Origin of the sequence: Pseudarthrobacter sp. LMD1-1-1.1 (assembly GCF_040676255.1) — a bacterium.
GTDB lineage: Bacteria > Actinomycetota > Actinomycetes > Actinomycetales > Micrococcaceae > Arthrobacter.
In genome coordinates this window covers 612512-633208 of record NZ_JBEGHP010000001.1, presented here as the reverse complement: position 1 = coordinate 633208, position 20697 = coordinate 612512, and the positions used below count along the sequence as shown (strand labels likewise).

Annotated in this window: 14 protein-coding genes; 6 read left to right on the top strand and 8 right to left on the bottom strand. The window is 64.2% G+C overall.

The window, feature by feature from the left end; all coding sequences use genetic code 11:
- Window positions 1–51: 51 nt before the first annotated feature.
- The 7 genes from mgrA to glmS all read right to left on the bottom strand — a co-directional run bounded on the left by mgrA (window position 52) and on the right by glmS (window position 11605).
- Window positions 52–1092 (bottom strand): L-glyceraldehyde 3-phosphate reductase, encoded by a 1041-nt coding sequence (gene mgrA / locus MRBLMD1_RS03120; RefSeq protein ID WP_364397396.1) that lies wholly within the window; start codon window positions 1090–1092, stop codon window positions 52–54.
- Window positions 1089–2879, bottom strand: a complete 1791-nt coding sequence (gene treZ / locus MRBLMD1_RS03115) for a malto-oligosyltrehalose trehalohydrolase (protein WP_364397393.1) — start codon at window positions 2877–2879, stop codon at window positions 1089–1091. Before treZ ends, mgrA begins: the two co-directional genes overlap by 4 nt.
- Window positions 2876–5203 (bottom strand): malto-oligosyltrehalose synthase, encoded by a 2328-nt coding sequence (gene treY / locus MRBLMD1_RS03110; RefSeq protein ID WP_364397390.1) that lies wholly within the window; start codon window positions 5201–5203, stop codon window positions 2876–2878. Before treY ends, treZ begins: the two co-directional genes overlap by 4 nt.
- Complete coding sequence (gene glgX / locus MRBLMD1_RS03105) at window positions 5200–7458, bottom strand: glycogen debranching protein GlgX (RefSeq protein WP_159631407.1); 2259 nt, start codon at window positions 7456–7458, stop codon at window positions 5200–5202. Before glgX ends, treY begins: the two co-directional genes overlap by 4 nt.
- A gap of 69 nt (window positions 7459–7527) precedes the next feature.
- On the bottom strand, window positions 7528–9111 hold the full coding sequence (locus MRBLMD1_RS03100) for an NAD(P)H-hydrate epimerase (protein ID WP_364397386.1): 1584 nt from the start codon (window positions 9109–9111) through the stop codon (window positions 7528–7530).
- Between the two features lie 15 nt (window positions 9112–9126).
- Window positions 9127–9474: a holo-ACP synthase gene (locus MRBLMD1_RS03095; RefSeq protein ID WP_159631405.1), complete on the bottom strand. Its 348-nt coding sequence runs from the start codon at window positions 9472–9474 to the stop codon at window positions 9127–9129.
- Window positions 9475–9712: 238 nt separating this feature from the next.
- Window positions 9713–11605 (bottom strand): glutamine--fructose-6-phosphate transaminase (isomerizing), encoded by a 1893-nt coding sequence (gene glmS / locus MRBLMD1_RS03090; RefSeq protein ID WP_364397383.1) that lies wholly within the window; start codon window positions 11603–11605, stop codon window positions 9713–9715.
- Window positions 11606–11710: 105 nt separating this feature from the next.
- On the opposite strand from glmS, the gene coaA reads away from it, so the two are divergent.
- Genes coaA through mscL form a run of 3 tightly spaced genes read left to right on the top strand, consistent with a single transcriptional unit; the run spans window position 11711 to window position 14001 of the window.
- A complete protein-coding gene (gene coaA, locus MRBLMD1_RS03085; protein WP_364397380.1) occupies window positions 11711–12706 on the top strand; it encodes a type I pantothenate kinase in 996 nt (331 codons plus the stop codon).
- 5 nt (window positions 12707–12711) lie between these two features.
- Window positions 12712–13572 (top strand): M15 family metallopeptidase, encoded by an 861-nt coding sequence (locus MRBLMD1_RS03080; protein WP_364397377.1) that lies wholly within the window; start codon window positions 12712–12714, stop codon window positions 13570–13572.
- Window positions 13573–13596: 24 nt separating this feature from the next.
- Window positions 13597–14001: a large conductance mechanosensitive channel protein MscL gene (gene mscL / locus MRBLMD1_RS03075; protein ID WP_307488161.1), complete on the top strand. Its 405-nt coding sequence runs from the start codon at window positions 13597–13599 to the stop codon at window positions 13999–14001.
- A gap of 62 nt (window positions 14002–14063) precedes the next feature.
- On the opposite strand, the gene glmM is transcribed toward mscL, so the two are convergent.
- Window positions 14064–15425, bottom strand: coding sequence for a phosphoglucosamine mutase (gene glmM, locus MRBLMD1_RS03070; RefSeq protein WP_364397373.1), 1362 nt, complete (start codon window positions 15423–15425; stop codon window positions 14064–14066).
- Window positions 15426–15609: 184 nt separating this feature from the next.
- Between glmM and MRBLMD1_RS03065 the strand changes: the two genes are divergently transcribed.
- The 3 genes from MRBLMD1_RS03065 (at window position 15610) to MRBLMD1_RS03055 (ending at window position 20667) form a co-directional block, all read left to right on the top strand.
- On the top strand, window positions 15610–16848 hold the full coding sequence (locus MRBLMD1_RS03065) for a bifunctional glycosyltransferase family 2/GtrA family protein (protein ID WP_175316446.1): 1239 nt from the start codon (window positions 15610–15612) through the stop codon (window positions 16846–16848).
- Between the two features lie 110 nt (window positions 16849–16958).
- Window positions 16959–18731, top strand: coding sequence for a glycosyltransferase family 39 protein (locus MRBLMD1_RS03060; RefSeq protein WP_364397994.1), 1773 nt, complete (start codon window positions 16959–16961; stop codon window positions 18729–18731).
- A complete protein-coding gene (locus MRBLMD1_RS03055; protein WP_364397370.1) occupies window positions 18700–20667 on the top strand; it encodes a glycosyltransferase family 39 protein in 1968 nt (655 codons plus the stop codon). Before MRBLMD1_RS03060 ends, MRBLMD1_RS03055 begins: the two co-directional genes overlap by 32 nt.
- Window positions 20668–20697 lie beyond the last annotated feature (30 nt).

Here is a 20697-nt window from a genome sequence, read left to right as displayed (position 1 = left end):
CGGGACCGGCAGTTGTTCCGCCGGTCCCGCTGTGTAATGAAAACAAGCTCCTTAGGCGTTCTGCTTCCAGAGGTTGATGTCCGATTCCACGGCGAATTCATCGATCGCCGTGAGCTCCTCATCAGTGAAGCTGAGGTTGTTGATGGCGGACAAAGTGTCCTCGAGCTGCCGCACACTTGAGGCGCCAACCAGGGCCGAGGTGACGGGAGAACCCTTTGGCTGGTCCCGCAGGATCCAGGCAATGGCCATCTGGGCCAAGGACTGCCCGCGGCCCTCGGCGATCTTCCGCAGTCCCCGGACCCGGTCCAGCTTCTCCTCCGTGATGGAGTCCTCGGAGAGGAAGCGTGCCTTGGCTGCCCGGGAGTCTTCCGGGATGCCGTGGAGGTAGCGGTCAGTGAGCATCCCCTGCGCCAGGGGCGAGAAGGCAATGGACCCGGCGCCCACCTGGTCCAGCACCTCGTACAGGTTGGGCGAGCCGTCCTCGGTCCAGCGGTTGAGCATGGAGTAGCTGGGCTGGTGGATCAGCAGCGGCGTGCCGAGTTCCTTGAGGATCCGGGCGGCCTCGAGGGTCTGTTCGGGGGTGTAGGAGGAGATTCCCGCGTACAGCGCCTTGCCGGACCGGACAGCGTAATCCAGGGCGCCCATGGTTTCTTCCATGGGCGTCTCGGGGTCCGGGCGGTGGCTGTAGAAGATGTCCACGTAGTCCAGGCCCATCCGCTGCAACGACTGGTCCAGGCTGGAGATCAGGTACTTGCGGGAGCCCCATTCTCCGTACGGGCCGGGCCACATGTAGTAGCCGGCCTTGGTGGAGATGACCAGCTCGTCACGGTAGGGCCTGAAGTCGTCCCGCAGGTGCCGGCCGAAGTTCGTTTCCGCGGATCCGTCCGGAGGACCGTAGTTATTCGCGAGGTCGAAGTGGTTGACGCCCAGGTCGAAGGCGCGGCGGAGGATGTCCCGCTGTTCCTCGAAGCGCTTGTCGTCGCCGAAGTTGTGCCACAGGCCCAGGGAGATGGCCGGGAGCTTGAGCCCGCTGCGGCCCACCCGGCGGTAGGGCATGGTTTCATAGCGGTTGTCCGCTGCTGAATAGGTCATGCGTTCTGTCCTTCCTGTTGGGTTGCGATGATCGCGGCACTCCAGGGCGCCATGGCGAGGGCCCCGCCGTCCAGGCCGGTCCCGTCGTCCGTTGCCAGCAGGACGCTGCCGGAGGCGCCGTCAAGCCGGACCTTTGAGTCGGAGAAGTTCACCAGCACCTCAACGGGGCCGCGCCGGAAGCGCAGCCAGCCCGCGTCGTCGTCGAACGAAACGTCTGTCCCGTCAAAGCCAAGCCCGGCCAGATCCGGATGGGAGCGGCGCAGCGCCGTCAAGGACCGGTACAGGTCCAGGAGCCGCGCATGGTCGCCCGTTGAAGCCTCGGCCCAGTCCAGCTTGGACCGGCGGAAGGTTTCCGGATCCTGGGGATCGGGCACGACGGCGGGATCCCACCCCATGCGCTCGAATTCCCTGATGCGCCCTTCCGCGGTGGCCTTTCCGAGCTCCGGTTCGGGGTGCGAGGTGAAGAACTGCCACGGTGTGGAGGCCCCGTATTCCTCGCCCATGAACAGCATGGGCGTGAACGGCGAGGTCAGGGTGAGCACCGCGGCTACGGCAAGCTGCCCGTAGGACAGTGACTGGGAGAGCCTGTCCCCCGTGGCCCGGTTGCCGATCTGGTCGTGGTTCTGGTTGCAGACCACCAACGCCGCCGGGTGCACCAGCGAGCCGTTGATGGGGCGTCCGTGGTGCCGGCCGCGGAAGCTGGAATAGCTGCCGTCGTGGAGGAACCCGTCCTTGAGGACCTTGGCCAGCACGGCCAGGGAGTCGAAGTCCGAGTAGTAGCCGGTGGTTTCGCCGCTGACGTTGACGTGGACGGCGTGGTGGAAGTCGTCGCTCCACTGGCCGGCCAGGCCGTACCCGTTGGCGTCACGGGGGTAGATCAGGCGCGGGTTGTTGAGGTCCGATTCCGCGATGAGGGTCTTGGGCAGCCCGGTTTCGGCCGAAATGGCGTCGCCGAGGGCCCCCAGGTCCTCCAGGATGTGCACGGCCCGCTCGTCCCGCAGCGCGTGCACGGCGTCCAGGCGGAGCCCGTCCACGTGGTAGTCGCGCAGCCACAGGGCTGCGTTGTCCAGGATGTACTCGCGGACAACGTCCGAGCCGGGGCCGTCCAGATTCACCGAGTCGCCCCAGGTGTTGGCGTCGCCCTGTTTCAGGTACGGGCCGAACTTGGGGAGGTAGTTGCCGCTGGGTCCCAGGTGGTTGTACACCACGTCCTGGATGACGCCCAGTCCTGCAGCGTGCGCGGCATCAACGAACCGCTGGTACGCAGCAGGACCGCCGTAGCCTTCGTGCACGGCGTACCACTGGACACCGTCGTAGCCCCAGTTGTGGGTGCCGTTGAAGCCGTTGACCGGCAGCAGTTCCACGAAATCGATGCCCAGGTCCGCCAGGTAGCCCAGCTTCTCCACGGCGGCGTCGAGGGTTCCTTCAGGCGTGAAGGTGCCCACGTGCAGTTCGTAGATGACGGCACCCTGCAGGTCCTTGCCGCGCCAGCCGGAGTCCCGCCACACATAGGCCGCAGGATCGTAGGTCCGGGACTGTTCATGCACGCCGGAAGGGATCCGGCGGGACCGGGGGTCCGGAACAGGGGTGGTGTCCCCGTCCAGCAGGTAGCCGTAGTCCACGTCCCCGTCGGCCGGGGCGTCAGGGGCAGTCCACCACCCTTCGGAGCCAGGCGCCGTATCCTTCTTCCGCATGGGATATTGCCGGCCGTCGGCCAGCAATACCACCGAGGAAACGTCCGGGGCCCACACGTCGAAACGCTCGGGTCCTACGTTGACCAGGGTCATGCCTTTTCTCCATCCACAGGTACCAGCAGGGCCACCGGGAAGGTACCCAGCACCTCTGCCACCGAAACCTGGCCCGGGCCGAAGCTGGCTCCGGTCAGTTCGTCACGCATGGCAGTGGAAAGGTCGACGGCGGTGTCCCGCCACCCGCCGGCAGCCTCCAGTCCGGCGGGGAGCCGGGTGGCAAGCGTCAGGGCACCGGAGGTCGCAGAGGTTCCGCGGGTGAACGCGAGCAGGTGCCCGGCCGCCGCGCCGGTGGCCGCCACCGGGGTGTAGCCCTGGAACAATTCCGGACGGTCGCGGCGCAGGCGGAGTGCCCGCGAGGTGACCAGCAGCTTGCTGGCCTCTGTGCCCGAGTCCGGCAAGGCGCCGGCGTCGAGCTTTGCCAGCTCTGCCTGCCGTGCGGCGAAGTCTACGGGACGGCGGTTGTCCGGGTCCGTGAGTGACCGTTCCCAGTACTCGCTGCCCTGGTAGACGTCCGGCACGCCCGGCATGGTCAGCTGGACCAGCTTGGCGGACACCGAATTGGTAGCCGAGTAGGCGTCGATGCGGGCCACGAAGTCCCCAACCACCTTGGCCACCGTGGCGTCGTCGAAGACCGCATCCACGGCAGCCTTGACCTTGGCCTCGAAATCCTCGTTGGGCTCGGTCCACTTAGTGGAGTTGCCGGCCTCCCTGGCCGCCTTTTCCGCATAGCCCTGCAGCCGCTCCCGGCTTGCCGGCCATGCACCAATGATTGCCTGCCACAGCAGGTTCTCGTAGGTTCCATCCGGAATCGGCGCCAGTCCGCGGAGCGTCTCCAGTGTTTCCGCCCATTCCTGCGGCAGTTCGGCGATAACCGAGATCCGCGCCCGGGCATCCTCGCTGCGCTTGGTGTCGTGGGTGGACAGGGTGGTCATGGACAGCGGCAACTCCTGCTCGCGCCGCTGCATCCGCCGGTGGAATTCCTCGGGCGCCACAGCGAACTCGGTGGGCTCGGCACCCACCTCGGTCAGCGTGCCCAGGCGTGTGTAGCGGTAGAACGCGGTATCTTCCACGCCCTTGGCCATGACCATGCCGGAGGTCTGCTGGAAGCGGACGGCGATGGGATTGGCGGGGTCCAGCAGCAACGGCAGGAGGGTTCCCACCGCCACTTCCAGGTCCGGCCGGTGCGCCGCGGCGGACTCGCAGGCTTCCTTGAGGACGTCCGCTCCCACCGGCAGGTAGGACCGGTAGACCGGGAAGGACGCGATGATCTCGGCAATGGCGTCGGCCGCCTGGTCCACGGTGATGCCGTGGGACTCGGGGACCAGCCGGGCAAGGCGCAGCACCTCGGAGCGCAGGATGCCGTCGGCGATCATGCGCTTGGTGCCGCGGATCATCTCCGCGTAATCGGCGGGCCCGGACGTTCCCCGCAGGGATGCGTCAAGGGCATCCAGGGCCTGCTGCCCGGCAGGGTCCACGAAGACCCGGTCCACGTCCGCCAGGGCGTCGTAGCCGGTGGTCCCTTCGCAGGCAAAGTCCTGAGGCAGCACTTCGCCCGGTTCGAGGATTTTCTCCACCAGAACGTACGCGCCGCCACTGAGGTCCTTGAGCCAGCGGAGGTAGCCCGCGGGGTCAGCCAGACCGTCCGGATGGTCCACGCGGAGCCCATCCACCAGGCCTTCGGTGAACCAGCGGCCCACCTCGGCGTGGGCCTTCTCGAAGACCGACGGCTCTTCCACCCGGATGCCGGCGAGGGTGGTGACCGCAAAGAAGCGCCGGTAGTTCAGCTCGGCATCGGCCCGGCGCCAGTCCATGAGCTGGTAGTGCTGGCGGCTGTGGACGTCCTGCGGGGAGTCACCCTCGCTGTACGTGCCCTCGGCCAGCGGGAACCGGTGGTCGTAGTAGCGCAGTTCACCGTCCTTGACCTCGAGTTTGTCCAGGTCGGAGTCCGAGCCCAGCATCGGCAGCCGTACCTTTCCGCCGCCAAGGTCCCAGTCGACGTCGAACGCTTCAGCGTACGGCGACCCGCGGCCTTCCTTGAGCAGGGACCACCACCACGGGTTCTGCGCCGGGGTGGCAACGCCCACGTGGTTGGGCACGATGTCCACCAGGACGCCCATTCCGTGCTCGCGCGCAGCCTTGGAGAGGGCCAGCAGGCCTTCCGGGCCACCGCGGTCCGGGTCCACCGCGGAAGGGTCGGTCACGTCGTAGCCGTGGTCCGAGCCCTTCTCCGCGGTGAGGATGGGCGACAGGTACACCCAGTCCACGCCGAGGTCCTTCAGGTACGGAACCTTGTCGGCGGCGTCGAACAGGGTGAAGCTGCTGCGGATCTGCAAACGGTATGTGGAGACCGGAGTCCTCATGCTTTAGCTTTCTTGTCAGCGCCCGTTGCCCTCGCCTCGCTCGCTTCCGCGGCCTTGGTCTGGGCCTCCGCCATCTCCTCCTGGGCCTCCTCGTGCTCGGCCATGGAGGCCAGGGACGCTGCCGCGGACGTATCCACTTCGGCTTCGGGGCCGGAGTAGGCGCGCAGGACCACCATGGACTTCGCGTCCAGCGTCAAAGTGGCACCGGCCTTGAGCGGTTCGTAGGCGTCGGCCTGGGCGGCAGTGTCAATCAGGACTTCCCAGTACTGCGAGTACTCGTCGGACGGAACGCAGAAGTCCACCTCATCATCGTGGGCGTTGAAGGCCATGAGGAAGCTGTCGTCGGTGATCCGGCGGCCGCGTGAGTCCTGTTCCTGGATGCCGTCGCCGTTGTAGAACACGCCGATGGTCCGGCCAAAGCCGCTCCCCCAGTCCTCCGGCAGCATCTCGGTGCCGTCGGTCTTGAGCCAGACGATGTCCGGCAGCTTCTCGCCTTCGCCGCGGCGCACGGGGCGGCCGTCGAAGAAGCGGCTGCGGCGGAAGGTGGGGTGGTCGTGCCGGAGCTTGTTGACGAATGCGGTGAACTCCACCAGCGGCTGGTCCATGGCTTCCCAGTGCACCCAGCTCAGCTCGGAGTCCTGGCAGTAGGTGTTGTTGTTGCCCTGCTGGGTACGGCCGAGTTCGTCGCCGTGGAGCAGCATGGGGACACCCTGGGAGAGCAGGAGCGTGGCGATGAAGTTCCGCTGCTGGCGGGCACGCAGGGTCAGCACCTTCTCGTCGTCGGTGTCTCCCTCCACGCCACAGTTCCAGGACCGGTTGTGGGATTCGCCGTCGTTGTTGCCTTCGCCGTTGGCCTCGTTGTGCTTCTCGTTGTAGGAGACCAGGTCCCGCATGGTGAAGCCGTCGTGGGCGGTGACGAAGTTGATGGAGGCCACAGGGCGCCGGGCGGAGCTTTCGTACAGGTCCGCGGAGCCGGTCAGGCGGGACGCGAACTCGCCCAGGGTGGAGGGTTCGCCGCGCCAGAAGTCACGGACGGTGTCGCGGTACTTGCCGTTCCATTCGGTCCACTGCGGCGGGAAGTTGCCCACCTGGTAGCCGCCGGGGCCAACGTCCCACGGCTCGGCGATAAGTTTGACCTGGGAGACTACCGGGTCCTGCTGGATGAGTTCGAAGAAGGTGGAGAGCTTGTCCACGTCGTAGAACTCGCGGGCCAGGGTGGAGGCGAGGTCGAAGCGGAAGCCATCCACGTGCATCTCGGTGACCCAGTAGCGGAGGGAATCCATGAGCAGCTGCAGGGAGTGCGGGTGGCGCACGTTCAGCGAGTTGCCGGTGCCGGTGTAGTCCATGTAGTGCTTGAGGTCGTTGTCCACCAGGCGGTAGTAGGCCTGGTTGTCGATGCCCTTGAAGGACAGCGTGGGGCCCAGGTGGTTGCCCTCGGCCGTGTGGTTGTAGACGACGTCGAGGATCACTTCGATGCCGGCGCGGTGCAGGTCGCGGACCATGGCCTTGAATTCCTGGACCTGGTGCCCCACATCGCCCGTGGAGCTGTACGTGTTCTGCGGCGCGAAGAAGCCGATGGTGTTGTAGCCCCAGTAGTTGTTGAGGCCCTTCTCTTCCAGGGTGCCGTCGTTGACGAACTGGTGAACGGGCATGAGCTCGATGGCGGTGACGCCGAGCTTCTTCATGTGGTCGATGACCGCGGGGTGGGAAACGCCAGCGTAGGTGCCGCGCTGCTCTTCGGGGATCTCAGGGTGGAGCTCGGTGAGGCCCTTGACGTGGGCTTCGTAAATCACCGATTCGTGGTACGGGATCTTCAGCTGGCGGTCGCCGTCCCATTCGAAGAACGGGTTGATGACCACGCCGTGCATGGTGTGCGGCGCGGAATCGGCGTCGTTGCGGGAGTCGGGGTCGCCGAATTCGTAGGAGAACAGCGCGGGGTCCCAGTCGATCTGGCCCTGGATGGCCTTGGCGTAGGGGTCCATCAGCAGCTTGTTCGGGTTGAAGCGGTTGCCGGCGGCGGGGTCGTACGGCCCGTGCACCCGGTAGCCGTACTTCTGACCGGGCTGGATGTGGGGCAGGTAGCAGTGCCACACATAGCCGTCCACTTCGGTCAGCTCGATCTTGGTTTCGGTCAAGTCATCGGCCAGGAGGCAGAGTTCGACCCGCTCCGCCCGTTCGCTGAACAGGGCGAAATTGGTGCCGGTGCCGTCAAAGGTAGCTCCCAGCGGGTAGGCAGTTCCAGGCCAGACTTCCATCGTGCTCCTCATTATTTGGTCAGCAGCAGACGGCATTGGAACGCCCCTGCTGCTGGTGCGAACTAATGCCTACCGTAGTGGTTGGCTGTGACTATTACGTTTCCAGGCTTCATAGTTACTAAGCATGCTGACTTTACCCCAGGTTTCGGGTAGGGCATCTGCAATTCCGCCAGCGGCGATCGGCCCGCCGGACGCCGCCTCCGACGCAGCCCTCCCGGCCCGGCCGTGCAACGCGGCACCCAGCGCGGCAATGGCAGCCCAGCGGCTGTCCCCTTTGATGCCCACCTCGCTGAAGCGCCCGACGTCGGGCCCGGCCTGGGCGAGCAACGCACCGATGACGCCGGCCAGGACGTCCCCGCTGCCGGCGGTGGCGAGCCAGGGCGTGCCGTCCGCCTGGCTGAAGGTGGTGCCCCAAGGCGCGGCCACGAGCGTGGTGGCGCCCTTGAGCAGGACGGTGGCCCCTGTGCGAACAGCCGCCTGGCGGACTGCGGCAAGCGTGCCTGCTTCCACGGCTTCCCTATCCTCCCCGTGGCCCAGGCGCTGGAACAGGGATGCCAACTCACCGGCGTGCGGGGTCAGCACCACGTGCGGCGCGAGCATGGCAGGCAGGGCGGGCAGCGCGCCGGCATCGGCCACCACCGGAAGGTCCGATGCAATGGCGTCCCGGGCGCGGGTCAGCTGTTCATGGTCGTGCGGGCCCATCCCGGAGCCCACCAGCCAGGCCTGCACGCGGTTCTCTGCAACGGTTCCCGTGCTGCAGACCACCTCGGGGCAGGACTGGCGGACCAGGTTGGCCACGGACGGCGGACCGAGGTACCGGACCATGCCCACTCCGGCTGCCAGTGCTCCCCGGCAGGCGAGGACGGCAGCGCCGGGGTAGACCTCGGATCCGGCCACTACGCCCAAGACGCCGCGGGAGTACTTCTGGGCGCGCCGGGCGGGGTGCGGCAGGAGTCGGGCCAAGTCGGCGTCCTCGAGCCGGCGCAGGGATGGTTCCGGCAGGTGCTCCTCAATCCCGATGGGCACAACCACCACGCGGCCGGCGAAGTCGGCCCCAGGGTCGGCCAGCAGGCCGTTTTTCGCTCCCCCGAACGTGACGGTCAGGTCGGCCGGCAGGACCGGCTCGGTGGCCTCGCCGGTGTCCGCGTCCACGCCGCTGGGAAGGTCGCAGGCCACCACAAGTCCGCGGCGGTGTGCGCCGGTGAGAGCCTGGACCAGGTCCGCGGCACTCCCCCGCAGCCCGCCCTTGGCGCCGGTTCCCAGCACCGCATCGATCACGACGTCGGCGCGGGCGGCTTCGGCGGACAGTCCGGGCAGTGCTTCTTCGGATAGCCGCTGCACCAGGCCGCCCGCGCGCTCTAAGGCGGCCAGTCCGGCCGGATGGGCCGCGTCCCCGGTGAGCACCGCCGTCGTACGCATTCCACGGGCGGCCAGGAAGGCGCCGGCGAACAGGCCATCGCCGCCGTTGTTGCCCTTGCCTGCCAGCACCACCACTCGCGAGCCGTTCAGGCGGCTGCCGCGGGACTTGAGTTCATTGACGACGGCGCCGGCCAGCCCGTGTGCGGCGCGCTGCATGAGCACGTCCCCCTTGCCGGCAGCCAGGAGGGGTTCCTCGGCGGCCCGGACCTGCGTTCCGGTGTAGGCGCTGATCATGCGGCGGAGGCCTGGTCAGCCCTCGGCCAGCACCGTGGCGGTGGCGATGCCGCCGTCGTGGCTGATGGACAGGTGCCAGCGCTTGACGCCCTTGGCCTCGGCAACGGCAAGGACGGTGCCCTTTACCTGGACGGTGGGGCCGTTACGGTCGAGGCCGATCCAGCAGTCCTGCCAGTTCATCCCGGCGGGCGCACCAAGTACCTTGGCCACCGCTTCCTTGGCGGCGAAACGGGCGGCGAGGGAGCGGGTGTTCAGCTCGCGTTCCGCGGGCACGAACAGGCGGTCCCTCAGGCCCGGCGTCCGTTCCAGCTGGCGGCCGAACCGCTCGATGTCTACTACGTCTACCCCAATGCCAACGATCATGGGTGTCATTCTACGGTGAGGCTCCCTGCGGAAAGCGGGCGCGCACGCGGGTCATTCGGGCTGTCCGCCATCAGCGGAAAAGCGTGACTTTCAGGCTGACGCGCGGAGAGCGCCCCGACATCCCGGGGCTTCGATGGCCGGGGCGGGCCAAAAGTTACGCAAACCCGCTCGGCACGCAGGCGTTAAAGCAGAAGCCCCGGGCCGTGGGGCCCGGGGCTTCTGTTTTACGATATTCCGCTTATTCGACGGTGACGCTCTTGGCGAGGTTGCGGGGCTGGTCCACGTCGTAGCCCTTGGCTGCGGCGAGTTCCGCGGCGAAGATCTGCAACGGGACGGTGGTCAGCAGGGGCATCAGCAGGGTGGGGGTCTCGGGGACGTAGAAGACGTACTCGGCGTAGGCCTTCACGGCTTCGTCGCCTTCCTCGGCGATGACCAGGGTCCGGGCGCCGCGGGCGCGGACTTCCTGGATGTTGGAGACCACCTTGGCGTGCAGCGAGTCACGCCCGCGCGGGGACGGGACCACGACGAACACGGGCTGGCCTTCATCGATCAGGGCGATGGGGCCGTGCTTGAGCTCACCGGCCGCGAAGCCTTCGGCGTGGATGTACGCGATTTCCTTGAGCTTCAAAGCTCCTTCGAGGGCCACGGGGTAGCCCACGTGACGGCCCAGGAACAGCACGGACTTCTCGTTGGCCATGGACCGGGCCAGCTCGCGCAGCGGGCCGGCGTTGTCCAGGATGGTCTGGATCTTCGCGGGGATCTTGTTCAGGTCCGCCAGGACGTCCTTGATCTGGCCCGAGAAGATGTTCCCGCGCAGCTGCGCCAGGTACAGGCCCAGCAGGTACGCGGCCGTGATCTGGGCCAGGAACGCCTTGGTGGAAGCCACCGCGATCTCCGGACCGGCGTGCGTGTAGAGCACGGCGTCGGATTCACGCGGGATGGTGGAGCCGTTGGTGTTGCAGATCGAGATGGTCTTCGCACCCTGTTCCCGGGCATACCGGACAGCCATCAGGGTGTCCATGGTCTCCCCGGACTGGGAGATGGAGACCACCAGGGTCTTCTCGTCCAGGATCGGGTCCCGGTAACGGAACTCGTGCGCGAGCTCCACCTCGGTGGGGATCCGGCACCAGTTCTCAATCGCGTACTTCGCCACCATGCCCGCATACGCGGCGGTGCCGCAGGCCAGCACGATGATCTTGTTGACCTCCTTCAGCAGCTCCGGGTCGATCCGCAGCTCATCCAGCGTCAGCTTCCCGTCCAGGTCCGACCGGCCCAGCAGGGTCTGCGCGACGGCGTCGGGCTGGTCATGGATTTCCTTCTCCATGAACGAGGAGAACCCACCCTTTTCCGCCGACGCCGGATCCCAGTCCACGTGGTATTCCTTGCCCTGCGCCGGGTTGCCAAAGAAATCAGTGATCTCCACACTGTCAGCGGTGATCGTGACGATCTGGTCCTGGCCCAGCTCCACCGCGCGGCGGGTGTAATCGATGAACCCGGACACGTCCGAACCCAGGAAGTTCTCCCCCTCGCCCAGGCCCACCACCAGCGGTGAGTTACGGCGCGCGGCCACGACGACGTCAGGCTGGTCCGCGTGCACGGCCAGCAGCGTGAAAGCACCCTCAAGGCGCTGGCACGCCAGCTCCATGGCCCGGGTCAGGCCACCGTTGGCGGTATCCCCGCCCAGCTGGTTGCGGAGGATGTCCGCCAGCAGCGCCGCGGCGACCTCCGTATCCGTCTCGGACAGGAACGTCACACCCTTCTCCAGCAGCTCAAGCTTGAGCTCGGCGAAGTTTTCAATGATGCCGTTGTGGATCACGGCGAGCTTGCCGCCATCAGCCAGGTGCGGGTGCGCGTTGCGGTCCGTCGGACCACCGTGCGTCGCCCACCGCGTGTGGCCAATACCGGTCAACGTCTCCGGCAACGGCCGGGCCTCCAGCTCACCAATCAGGTTGCTCAGCTTCCCGGACTTCTTCCGCGACTCGATAGCCCCCTGGGACACCACAGCCACACCGGCAGAGTCATAACCGCGGTACTCCAGACGCCGCAGCCCCTCCAGGACAACATCCAACGCACTGTGACCATTAATTGCACCGTCAACCGAACGGCCTACGTAACCCACGATTCCACACATAGGCACAAGACTATCGGCAGCGTGCCCCTTGCTCTAAACCGGGAGGCTCTCCGGCGGTGCCTCCGTGACGGGTGCCGCCGCACTGAGCAGGGGCGTCATTTCGCGATGGGCCGGGAGCGGGGCAGAATCTTTAGCGTGACTTCGCAACGCAATGAAGCGAACGGGGAGGGTGCCTCGCCGTTCGTGGAGCTGGACAGGCATACCTGGTCCCGGCTCGCAGCCCAGATGGAACAGCCCCTTAATGAAGAGGATGTGCTGCGCCTTCGCGGGCTTGGCGACCCCCTGGACATCAAGGAAGTCAGGGATGTCTACCTGCCGCTCTCGCGGCTCCTGCACCTGTACGTGGAGGCTGCCGGTCAGCTGCACGCAGCCACCACCACGTTCCTGGGCGAGCAGACCCAGCGCACCCCGTTCGTGATCGGCGTCGCCGGCTCTGTTGCCGTGGGCAAGTCCACCATCGCCCGCGTGCTGCGGGAGATGCTTCGCCGCTGGCCGGGCACCCCCAACGTGGAGCTCATCACCACCGACGGGTTCCTCTACCCCCTGGCCGAGCTCAAACGCCGTCAACTGCTGGACCGGAAGGGTTTCCCGGAGTCCTATGACCGGCGGGCGCTCCTGCGCTTCGTGAGCGAGATCAAGGGCGGCGCCGAGGAAGTGCGCGCGCCCTGGTACTCCCACGTCACGTACGACATTGTGCCCGGCAAGGAAGTGGTGGTCCGCCGCCCGGACGTGCTGATCGTTGAGGGCCTGAACGTGCTGGCCCCTGCCCGTCCCCGGCATGACGGGCGCCAGGGCCTGGCCCTGAGCGATTTCTTTGACTTCACCATCTACGTGGACGCCAAGACCTCCTACATCGAGGAGTGGTACGTGGACCGGTTCCGGAAGCTGCGCAGCACCGCGTTCGCGCAGCCGGAGTCCTACTTCCACCGCTACGCCACGCTGTCCGATGAAGAGGCGGAGAACACCGCCCGGGACATCTGGAAGCGGATCAACGAGCCCAACCTGGAGGAGAACGTGCTGCCCACCCGCGGCCGGGCCCAGCTGGTGCTGACCAAAGAGGCGGACCACTCCATCCGCCGCATGCTGCTCCGGAAGGTGTAGCACAGGTGTGCTACCAATGCGGGTCCGCCAGCCGGCGCAGCTTCACGCGCTTCCTCGCGGCGGGGGCCGGGCTGACTGTCCTGGCTGCCTGCACACCGGAGGCACCCAAGGCGGCGGCGCCGTCGTCGTCCGCTGCCCCTTCTCCTTCCCCCTCCCCTGCGGCCGCTACCGCGTCAGCCGGCCCGACGGCGAACGCGGCCACAGTGGGCCAGCCGCCCGAGGCGCCGGCCCCCACACCGTCGCCATCGGCGGCCTTGGCGCGGCAGTTTTCGCTCGATGATCCGGCGAGCCCCTGGGTCATCGTGAACAAGCACCGGGCGCTGAAGCCGGCGGACTATGTGCCGGCTGACTTGGTGCGTCCCGCCGTCGCGATCTCGGCCGCTGGTGAGGCGTCGCTGCTGAACAGCACCACGGCGGCAGCGGCCGAGGCGATGTTCGCGGCGGCCGCGCGGGACGGTGTGACGACGGTCCTGGCCAGCGGCTACCGCTCATACAGCACGCAGGTGACCACGTACAACGGGTATGTCGCGGCGCGGGGGCAGGCCGACGCCGACACCGCCAGTGCGCGGCCCGGCCACTCGGAGCACCAGACCGGGTGGGCGTTCGACATCGGGGACGGCGGAGGTGCCTGCAGCTTCCAGCCGTGCTTCGCGGAGCAGCCTGCCGCCACGTGGGCGAAAGCGAACGGGCACCGGTTCGGATTCGTGGTGCGCTACCCGTGGATGCTGCACCCCATCACGGGGTACTACTACGAGCCGTGGCACCTGCGGTACGTGGGGGTGGAGGCGGCCACGGACATGCTGAACCGCGGCATCGGCACCCTCGAGGAATACTTCGGCTTGGAAGCGGCACCGGCGTACCTGTAATCCCGGTGCGCTAGGTTGGTTCTCATGCTTAGTGGATTCAAGAACTTCATTATGAAGGGCAACGTTGTTGACCTTGCCGTGGCCGTTGTCATGGGTACCGCGTTCGGAGCGGTGGTCACGGCGCTGGTGAACAAGGTGCTGATGCCGTTCATCTCAGGCCTGGTGGGGGCACCGAATTTCGACAGTTTTGCGAAGGTAAACCTGAACGGCAACGCCATCGAATTCGGAGTACTGCTGACTGCAATCGTAAACTTCCTGCTGATCGCGGCTGCCATCTACTTCGTGGTGGTGATGCCGATGAACATGATGATCGAGCGCCGCAACCGACGGCTGGGGATCAACAAGGACGTCAAGAAGGATGCTGCCGAGGACCCGCAGGTTGCATTGCTGACCGAGATCCGGGATGCACTGAAAGACCGCGCTATCTAATTTTTCCCAAACGCAAGTGGCCCGTCTCCCGGCTGGGAGGCGGGCCACTTTTCTTGCTGTGCCTAGTTTGAGGCGAGTTCCAGTGCGAGTTCGGTCCGGACCACCTGGGCCAGGTGTTCGGCGATGGACTGGGCAGTCTCTTCGTCGGCGGCTTCCACCATCACGCGGACCACCGGCTCGGTGCCGGAGGGACGGAGCAGGACGCGGCCGGTGTCGCCGAGGGCGGCTTCCGCAGCTGCCACGGCCTGGGCCAGGACGTCGCTGCTGCCCACGCGGCTGCGGTCGACACCCTTGACGTTGATGAGCACCTGCGGGAGCTTGGTCATGACCGTGGCGAGTTCCTTGAGCGGCTTGCCGGTCAGGGCCACCTGTGCGGCGAGCTGAAGCCCGGTGAGGAGGCCGTCGCCGGTGGTGGCGTGGTCGGAGAAGATCACGTGGCCGGACTGTTCGCCGCCCAGGTTGTAGCCGCCGTCGCGCATGCCTTCCAGGACGTAACGGTCCCCCACCGCGGTTTCCAGGATGGTGATGCCGGCGTCGCGGAGGGCGAGCTTCAGGCCGAGGTTGCTCATGACGGTGGCCACCAGGACGTCGTCCTTGAGCTTGCCGGACTGCTTGAGCGCGATGGCGAGGATAGCCATGATCTGGTCACCGTCCACCTCGTTGCCCTCGTGGTCCACGGCCAGGCAGCGGTCGGCGTCGCCGTCGTGGGCGATGCCCAGGTTCGCGCCGTACTTGACCACGGCCTCCTTGAGGGGGCCCAGGTGGGTGGAGCCCACGCCGTCGTTGATGTTCAGGCCGTCAGGGTCGGCGCCGATGACGATGACGTCGGCGCCGGCGTCCTTGAAGAGCTGGGGTGAGCAGCCGCTGGCGGCACCGTTGGCGCAGTCCAGGACGACGGTGAGGCCGTCCAGGCGGTGCGGGAGGGTGCGGAGCAGGTGGACGATGTAGCGGTCCTCTGCGTCGGAGAAGCGCTGGATGCGGCCAACGTCGGGCCCGGTGGGGCGGACGGCTTCCTTGGTCATCTGGGCCTCGATGGCGTCCTCGACGTCGTCCGGCAGCTTCTGGCCGCCGCGGGCGAAGAATTTGATGCCGTTGTCCGGCGCCGGGTTGTGGGAGGCGGAGATCATGACACCGAAGTCGGCGTCTAGGTCCGCGACCAGGTAGGCGGCGGCGGGGGTCGGCAGGACGCCGGCGTCATAGACGTCGATGCCAGAGCTGGAGAGCCCGGCTTCCACGGCGGCGGCGATGAATTCACCGCTGGCGCGCGGGTCGCGGGCCAGCACGGCGCGGGGCCGGGAGCCGTTGGAGTTGCGGTCGTGACCAAGCACGACGGCGGCCGCCTGGGCCAGCTGCAGGGCCAGCTCTGCTGTCAGCAGGCCATTGGCCAGCCCCCGGACACCATCAGTTCCAAATAATCTAGACACCGGTCAAGTGTAGAGGATGGGTGCCGCCAAGATCTGCGTAGTCGGCGTTCCGCAGCTGGCCCTACCTGTCGAGTACCTGCTGACGGTCTGGGCACATTACTGGGACTACTTGGTTTTTTTGCCTGCTACCTGTCTTTACTCGAAACCCTCGCCACGCCTATTTGGCGGCCCCTACGATCCATGCATGACACCTAGCTATGGGGGCTTGGCGCTCGAAATTGTAGTACCGGTCTACAACGAAGAAGCGGTACTGGAACGAAGCATCACAAGGCTCGCCGAATATCTGACGAATGAAATGCCGTCGACGTGGAAAATCACCATCGCCGATAATGCAAGCACTGACCGGACACCGGTGATTGCCGCTCGACTTAGCGAGCACCTGCCAAACGTTGAGTATCGGCGTCTCGAGGTCAAAGGACGCGGGTACGCGCTAAGGGACGCCTGGTCTGCCTCCGATGCAAAAGTGCTGGCCTACCTGGACGTCGACCTCTCCACGGATCTTGCAGCGCTTCCACCTTTGGTGGCCCCCCTGCTGTCCGGGCATTCTGATATTTCCATCGGCACCCGTTTGGGCCAGAGTTCCAGGGTGAGCCGCGGTCCCAAACGGGAGTTTATTTCCAGGTCCTACAATTTCCTGCTGCGGCGCACGATGCAGGTCAGGTTTTCCGACGCCCAGTGCGGGTTCAAAGCCATTCGAACCGACGTGGCAAAACGGTTGCTTCCCCACGTTGAGGACAACGGTTGGTTTTTTGACACGGAGCTTTTGATTATCGCTGAGCGTTCAGGGCTTCGCATTCACGAGATTCCTGTCGACTGGGTGGATGATCCGGACAGCCGGGTGGACATCAAGCAGACAGCTCTGGATGATCTCAGAGGCATGGTGCGCGTAGCGGGCTCGCTGGTAAATGGTGTGATTCCCGTTCAGGCTCTTTACGCGGAGCTCGGGCGTCGACCGATCGTGCCCCTGGGCCGTCCAAGCTTCTTTGGTCAAGTGCTCCGTTTCGGGCTTGTGGGGATTGCCTCCACCGTGGCGTTCGCCGTGCTTTATTTGTTGCTTCAGGGTCCGTTCAGTTCTCAAGAGGCTAATTTTCTGGCCTTACTTCTGACCGCTGTTGGCAACACCGCAGCGAACCGGCGCTTCACTTTCGGGATCATCGGGCCTTCGAGACTAGTAACCCAGCAGATTCAAGGACTGATTGTCTTCCTGCTCGCATGGGGCATCACTTCTTCGGCCCTGCTCATCCTCCATGCCGCCAACCCGGATGCACTGCCGAGCATGGAACTACTGACGCTAACAGGCGCCAATGTCCTTGCGACCTTAATGCGGTTCGTATTGCTGCGCCTCTGGGTCTTCCGGGCCCGCGGTAATGATCAACGGTCAGGCCTGGTTGCGCTGCAGCCCTTTGCGGAATCCGCACAATGAGTGTGGCAGAGATGAGCCGCGGCGCGGCTTCCCCACTAGGCGTTGACGCTCGCGGACCTTGGCCTTGGGAGAAAGTTGGGCTTGCCGTCCTCCTAACCGCCACGGCTGCAATGTTCCTTTGGGGGCTGGACCGCAACGGGTGGGCTAACCCGTACTATTCGGCGGCTGCACAAGCCGGCTCACAAGACTGGAAGGCCTTTCTTTACGGTTCCCTAGACGCCGGAAATCTTATTACGGTGGACAAACCGCCTCTCAGCATCTGGATCATGTCCCTCTCAGTCCGAGTATTCGGACTAAACTCCTGGGCATTGCTGGTCCCCCAGGCGCTCATGGGCGTCACCACTACCTGGCTGATTTATAGAATCATCCGCAGAAGCCACACCGCTGCACCGGCACTTCTGGGCGGCCTTATCTACGCAACCACACCCGTGGTCGTCCTCATGTCCCGGTACAACAATCCGGAACCGCTCATGGGGCTGCTGACTGTTGCAGCGGTCTATTTCATGCTCCGGGCCGTCGAAAGCAACCTCTGGCACTGGTACCTGATCGCAGGTGTATCACTGGGCCTGGGCTTCATGGCCAAGCAAATCCAAGCACTTCTCCCCATCCCGGCTCTAGTGCTCGTGGTCCTGATTTTCGGCGCAGGGACCATCTCATCACGACTCCTTCGGCTCGTCGGATCGTTTGTCGCTTTGGTCATCAGTGGCGGCTGGTGGATGGCCCTCGTCGAACTTACGCCGGCGGCAAATCGACCATTCGTCGGAGGATCAGCAACGAACAGCATCCTGGAACTCACTCTCGACTACAACGGCCTCGCTAGATTTATTCGCATCCCGACCCAAATAAGCGGGAATCGAGCTACTTCGAAGGATGAACTTGCACCCTACAACGGCGGCTTCACGCGAATCTTCGATGGCAACTTCGCCCCTGAGATAGCGTGGCTTACGTTCACGGCAATAGCTTTGACGATCGTACTGGTGGTTTTGTATCGAACCTTGAGACTTGCACGACTGCAAAAGTGCCTGGTCGTGGTATCCACCAGTTGGTTTGCGATCACGTTCCTTTTGCTCTGTTTCATGGGATCCATGATCCACACCTACTACACCTACTCACTAGCCGCGCCGGTCGCTCTGGTGATTCCAGTCGGACTCGCCGTTCTCTGGCAACAGCGGGACAGGTTCGCCCTTCGGATGATTGGCGCTCTGGTTGTTGGTTCGTCCACGTATATGTGCGTCAGAGTTCTCAATTACAGCGATCAGTGGCCAACGTGGTTCCGGGTGCTCGTTGTCATAACCGGGATCGCCGCCGCGGGTGGATGGTTAGTGAGTAAAGACCAAAAACAAGCACTAATCGCCTCCACTGCCGTCGCAGCGGCCCTAGTGATAGCCCCCTTTGGAGCTGATGTCTACACCATTTCCACTACGCAAAACGGCACCAACCCCCAGTCCGGCCCCATAGCCAACGATCCAATGGCCATGTCCCGGCTCCTGTTGATGGCAAAGGCCGGATCCCCAGCTTGGGCTCTACAAACCGCCTACGGTTCGACACCAGTTGAATCCATAACAGAAATGCTTAGCCTGACCAGAGGCAAAAGCACCTGGGCCGCAGCCACTTTCTCAGCCCAGAATGCAGCCCTGTACCAACTTGAATCAGGCCAGCCTGTGATCGCTGTGGGCGGTTGGCTCGGAACGGACCCGGCTCCGACTCTAGCTCAGTTCGAGGCACTTGTGGCTGAAAGAAGAGTTGGCTACTTCATCTGGCAACAGGACCTTCTGGACCGGGGCGAACTGAGCCAGAACACGATTGATATCTCACGATGGGTGCAGGAAAACTTTAGGGAGCAGAACGTTGATGGCGTCACGATCTTTGACCTCGGTTCCTAACGGCGAAAAGTTGTCATCGCGACCGAAATATAGAAGTGGGGCAAAACGTTGGGCTTCCTTTGCACGGCAACTCTTTCGAGGCACCAGGGAAGGCTCGGCTTGGGAGCGACCTGCTCTTCTTCTACTGCTCCTCACGAATACGGGCCTCTATTTCACCAACATCGGCATAAATGGGTGGGCCAACTCTTTTTATTCGGCAGCAGTCCAATCCGGGACAATGAATTGGAAAGCATTTTTCTTTGGCTCGTCCGATTGGGGAAACGCAATCACGGTGGATAAACCCCCTCTCAGCTTATGGATAATGGGGGCATCGGCCAGATTGTTTGGATTATCGCCCACAAGCATACTGATCCCCCAAGCAGTCATGGGAGTTACAACAACGCTTTTGATCTACGTGATTGTCCGCCGTAACTTTTCGGCTGTTACCGCTTTAGTGGCAGCAACGACATTCTTCACGACCCCAATCATCACCCTTCTCTCCCGATACAACAATCCTGACCCTTTGATGTTGCTGCTTATGGTCGCGGCGACCTATTTTGTGATACGGGCGGTAGAATCCGGAAACTGTATACCTTTTGCGTTTGCAGGCGCCCTGCTGGGGCTCGCCTTCATGACTAAGCAGCTCCAGGCACTCCTTAATGTGCCCGCACTCGGGGTAGCCTTCATGGTTTCGGCCACTTGTGTATGGACAAAGAAACTTCGAGCCTACACGTGTGGGGCCGTCTCCCTGGTGCTTCTTGGTGGGTTGTGGACAGCAGCAGTTGAACTGATACCGCCCAACAGCAGACCATTTGTCGGGGGTTCGACTAATAACAGTGCAGTTGAACTCACACTCGCTTATAACGGCCTAGGTCGACTCTTTCCGACGCAGAAGGACCCAACCGTTGGTTTGATTCCGGAGGCTTTCAAATCTGCGGAAAGCGACGCTGGTTTTCTGCGGTTGCTCAACGGCAACTTTTCACAGGAGATAGGCTGGCTGCTCGTGGTCGGATTGTTCTCGTGCGTATGGCTGCTGCTCGCATGGCGGGGTGTGGCCAACACTCCGGCACGTCGGGCTACCGCTGTTATCTCTCTGGTCTGGTTCCTGACCGCTTACATCATGCTGTCGTTCATGGGAGATGGCATTCACACGTATTACACTGCGACATTGGCCCCTCCCATGGCACTCATGATTGGCATGGGCCTCGAGTCAATCTTGGCTATGAAGTCTAGGATACTCGGCCGGATCCTAGCCTCATGTAGCGTACTAATTGGGTCCCTGGTGGAGTGGGCACTCCTGAGTGGAGTCGAAGGCTGGCATGCTGCTTTCATCAGTGCGTCACTGGTCTTGGGCCTTGTGGGTGCCGCGCTCCTGGCAATCAGGCCGCCCGCAAAGTGGATAAACGTCGTCGCGTGTGCCTGTGCGGCTGGCGGTTTAATAGCCGGTCCCGTAGCAACGTCTGTGTACACGACGTCAGTGGCTCACCAAGGTTCAAACCCAGTTTCGGGCCCACTCACCAAAAGCAGCACCTCGATTAGTCGATTCCTGGCAAATGTAGAAGCTAAGGGAGCAGGGTGGTCCTACGATCTGGGTTTCGGGTTTGATCCATCACCGGCATTGACTGCGCTAACTCGTGATACTTCTTCATGCGATTGGGGAGCGGCTACGTACCCGTCACAATCAGCAGCGAAGCTTCAGCTGGCTAGCTCCAAGGCGGTGCTACCGCTTGGCGGTTTCAACGGCACGGACCCTGCACCGACACTGGAGCAATTTCAATTGCTCGTCCAAGAGGGAAGGATATGCCTACTCGTCTGGCACCAGGACCATTTGGACCTTCCCGGCCGGAGCTCTGACCTTCTCGAAATATCTCGCTGGGTCAAATCCAGGTTTTCATCCACCCTAATAGACGGTGCGACCGTCTACGACCTGAAGGCGCAGCAGAAGGCATACAGATGAAGGCTGGAGGACGGTAATGCCCGCCTCTCA

Bases quoted from the DNA above. Each gene is read 5' to 3' on its own strand.
- MRBLMD1_RS03100 (WP_364397386.1), bottom strand. From the start codon at position 9,111: ATGATCAGCGCCTACACCGGAACGCAGGTCCGGGCCGCCGAGGAACCC.
- mgrA (WP_364397396.1), bottom strand. From the start codon at position 1,092: ATGACCTATTCAGCAGCGGACAACCGCTATGAAACCATGCCCTACCGC.
- MRBLMD1_RS03095 (WP_159631405.1), bottom strand. From the start codon at position 9,474: ATGATCGTTGGCATTGGGGTAGACGTAGTAGACATCGAGCGGTTCGGC.
- MRBLMD1_RS03055 (WP_364397370.1), top strand. From the start codon at position 18,700: ATGGCGTCACGATCTTTGACCTCGGTTCCTAACGGCGAAAAGTTGTCA.
- mscL (WP_307488161.1), top strand. From the start codon at position 13,597: ATGCTTAGTGGATTCAAGAACTTCATTATGAAGGGCAACGTTGTTGAC.
- treY (WP_364397390.1), bottom strand. From the start codon at position 5,203: ATGAGGACTCCGGTCTCCACATACCGTTTGCAGATCCGCAGCAGCTTC.
- glgX (WP_159631407.1), bottom strand. From the start codon at position 7,458: ATGGAAGTCTGGCCTGGAACTGCCTACCCGCTGGGAGCTACCTTTGAC.
- glmS (WP_364397383.1), bottom strand. From the start codon at position 11,605: ATGTGTGGAATCGTGGGTTACGTAGGCCGTTCGGTTGACGGTGCAATT.
- treZ (WP_364397393.1), bottom strand. From the start codon at position 2,879: ATGACCCTGGTCAACGTAGGACCCGAGCGTTTCGACGTGTGGGCCCCG.
- MRBLMD1_RS03065 (WP_175316446.1), top strand. From the start codon at position 15,610: ATGACACCTAGCTATGGGGGCTTGGCGCTCGAAATTGTAGTACCGGTC.
- MRBLMD1_RS03060 (WP_364397994.1), top strand. From the start codon at position 16,959: ATGTTCCTTTGGGGGCTGGACCGCAACGGGTGGGCTAACCCGTACTAT.
- coaA (WP_364397380.1), top strand. From the start codon at position 11,711: ATGGGCCGGGAGCGGGGCAGAATCTTTAGCGTGACTTCGCAACGCAAT.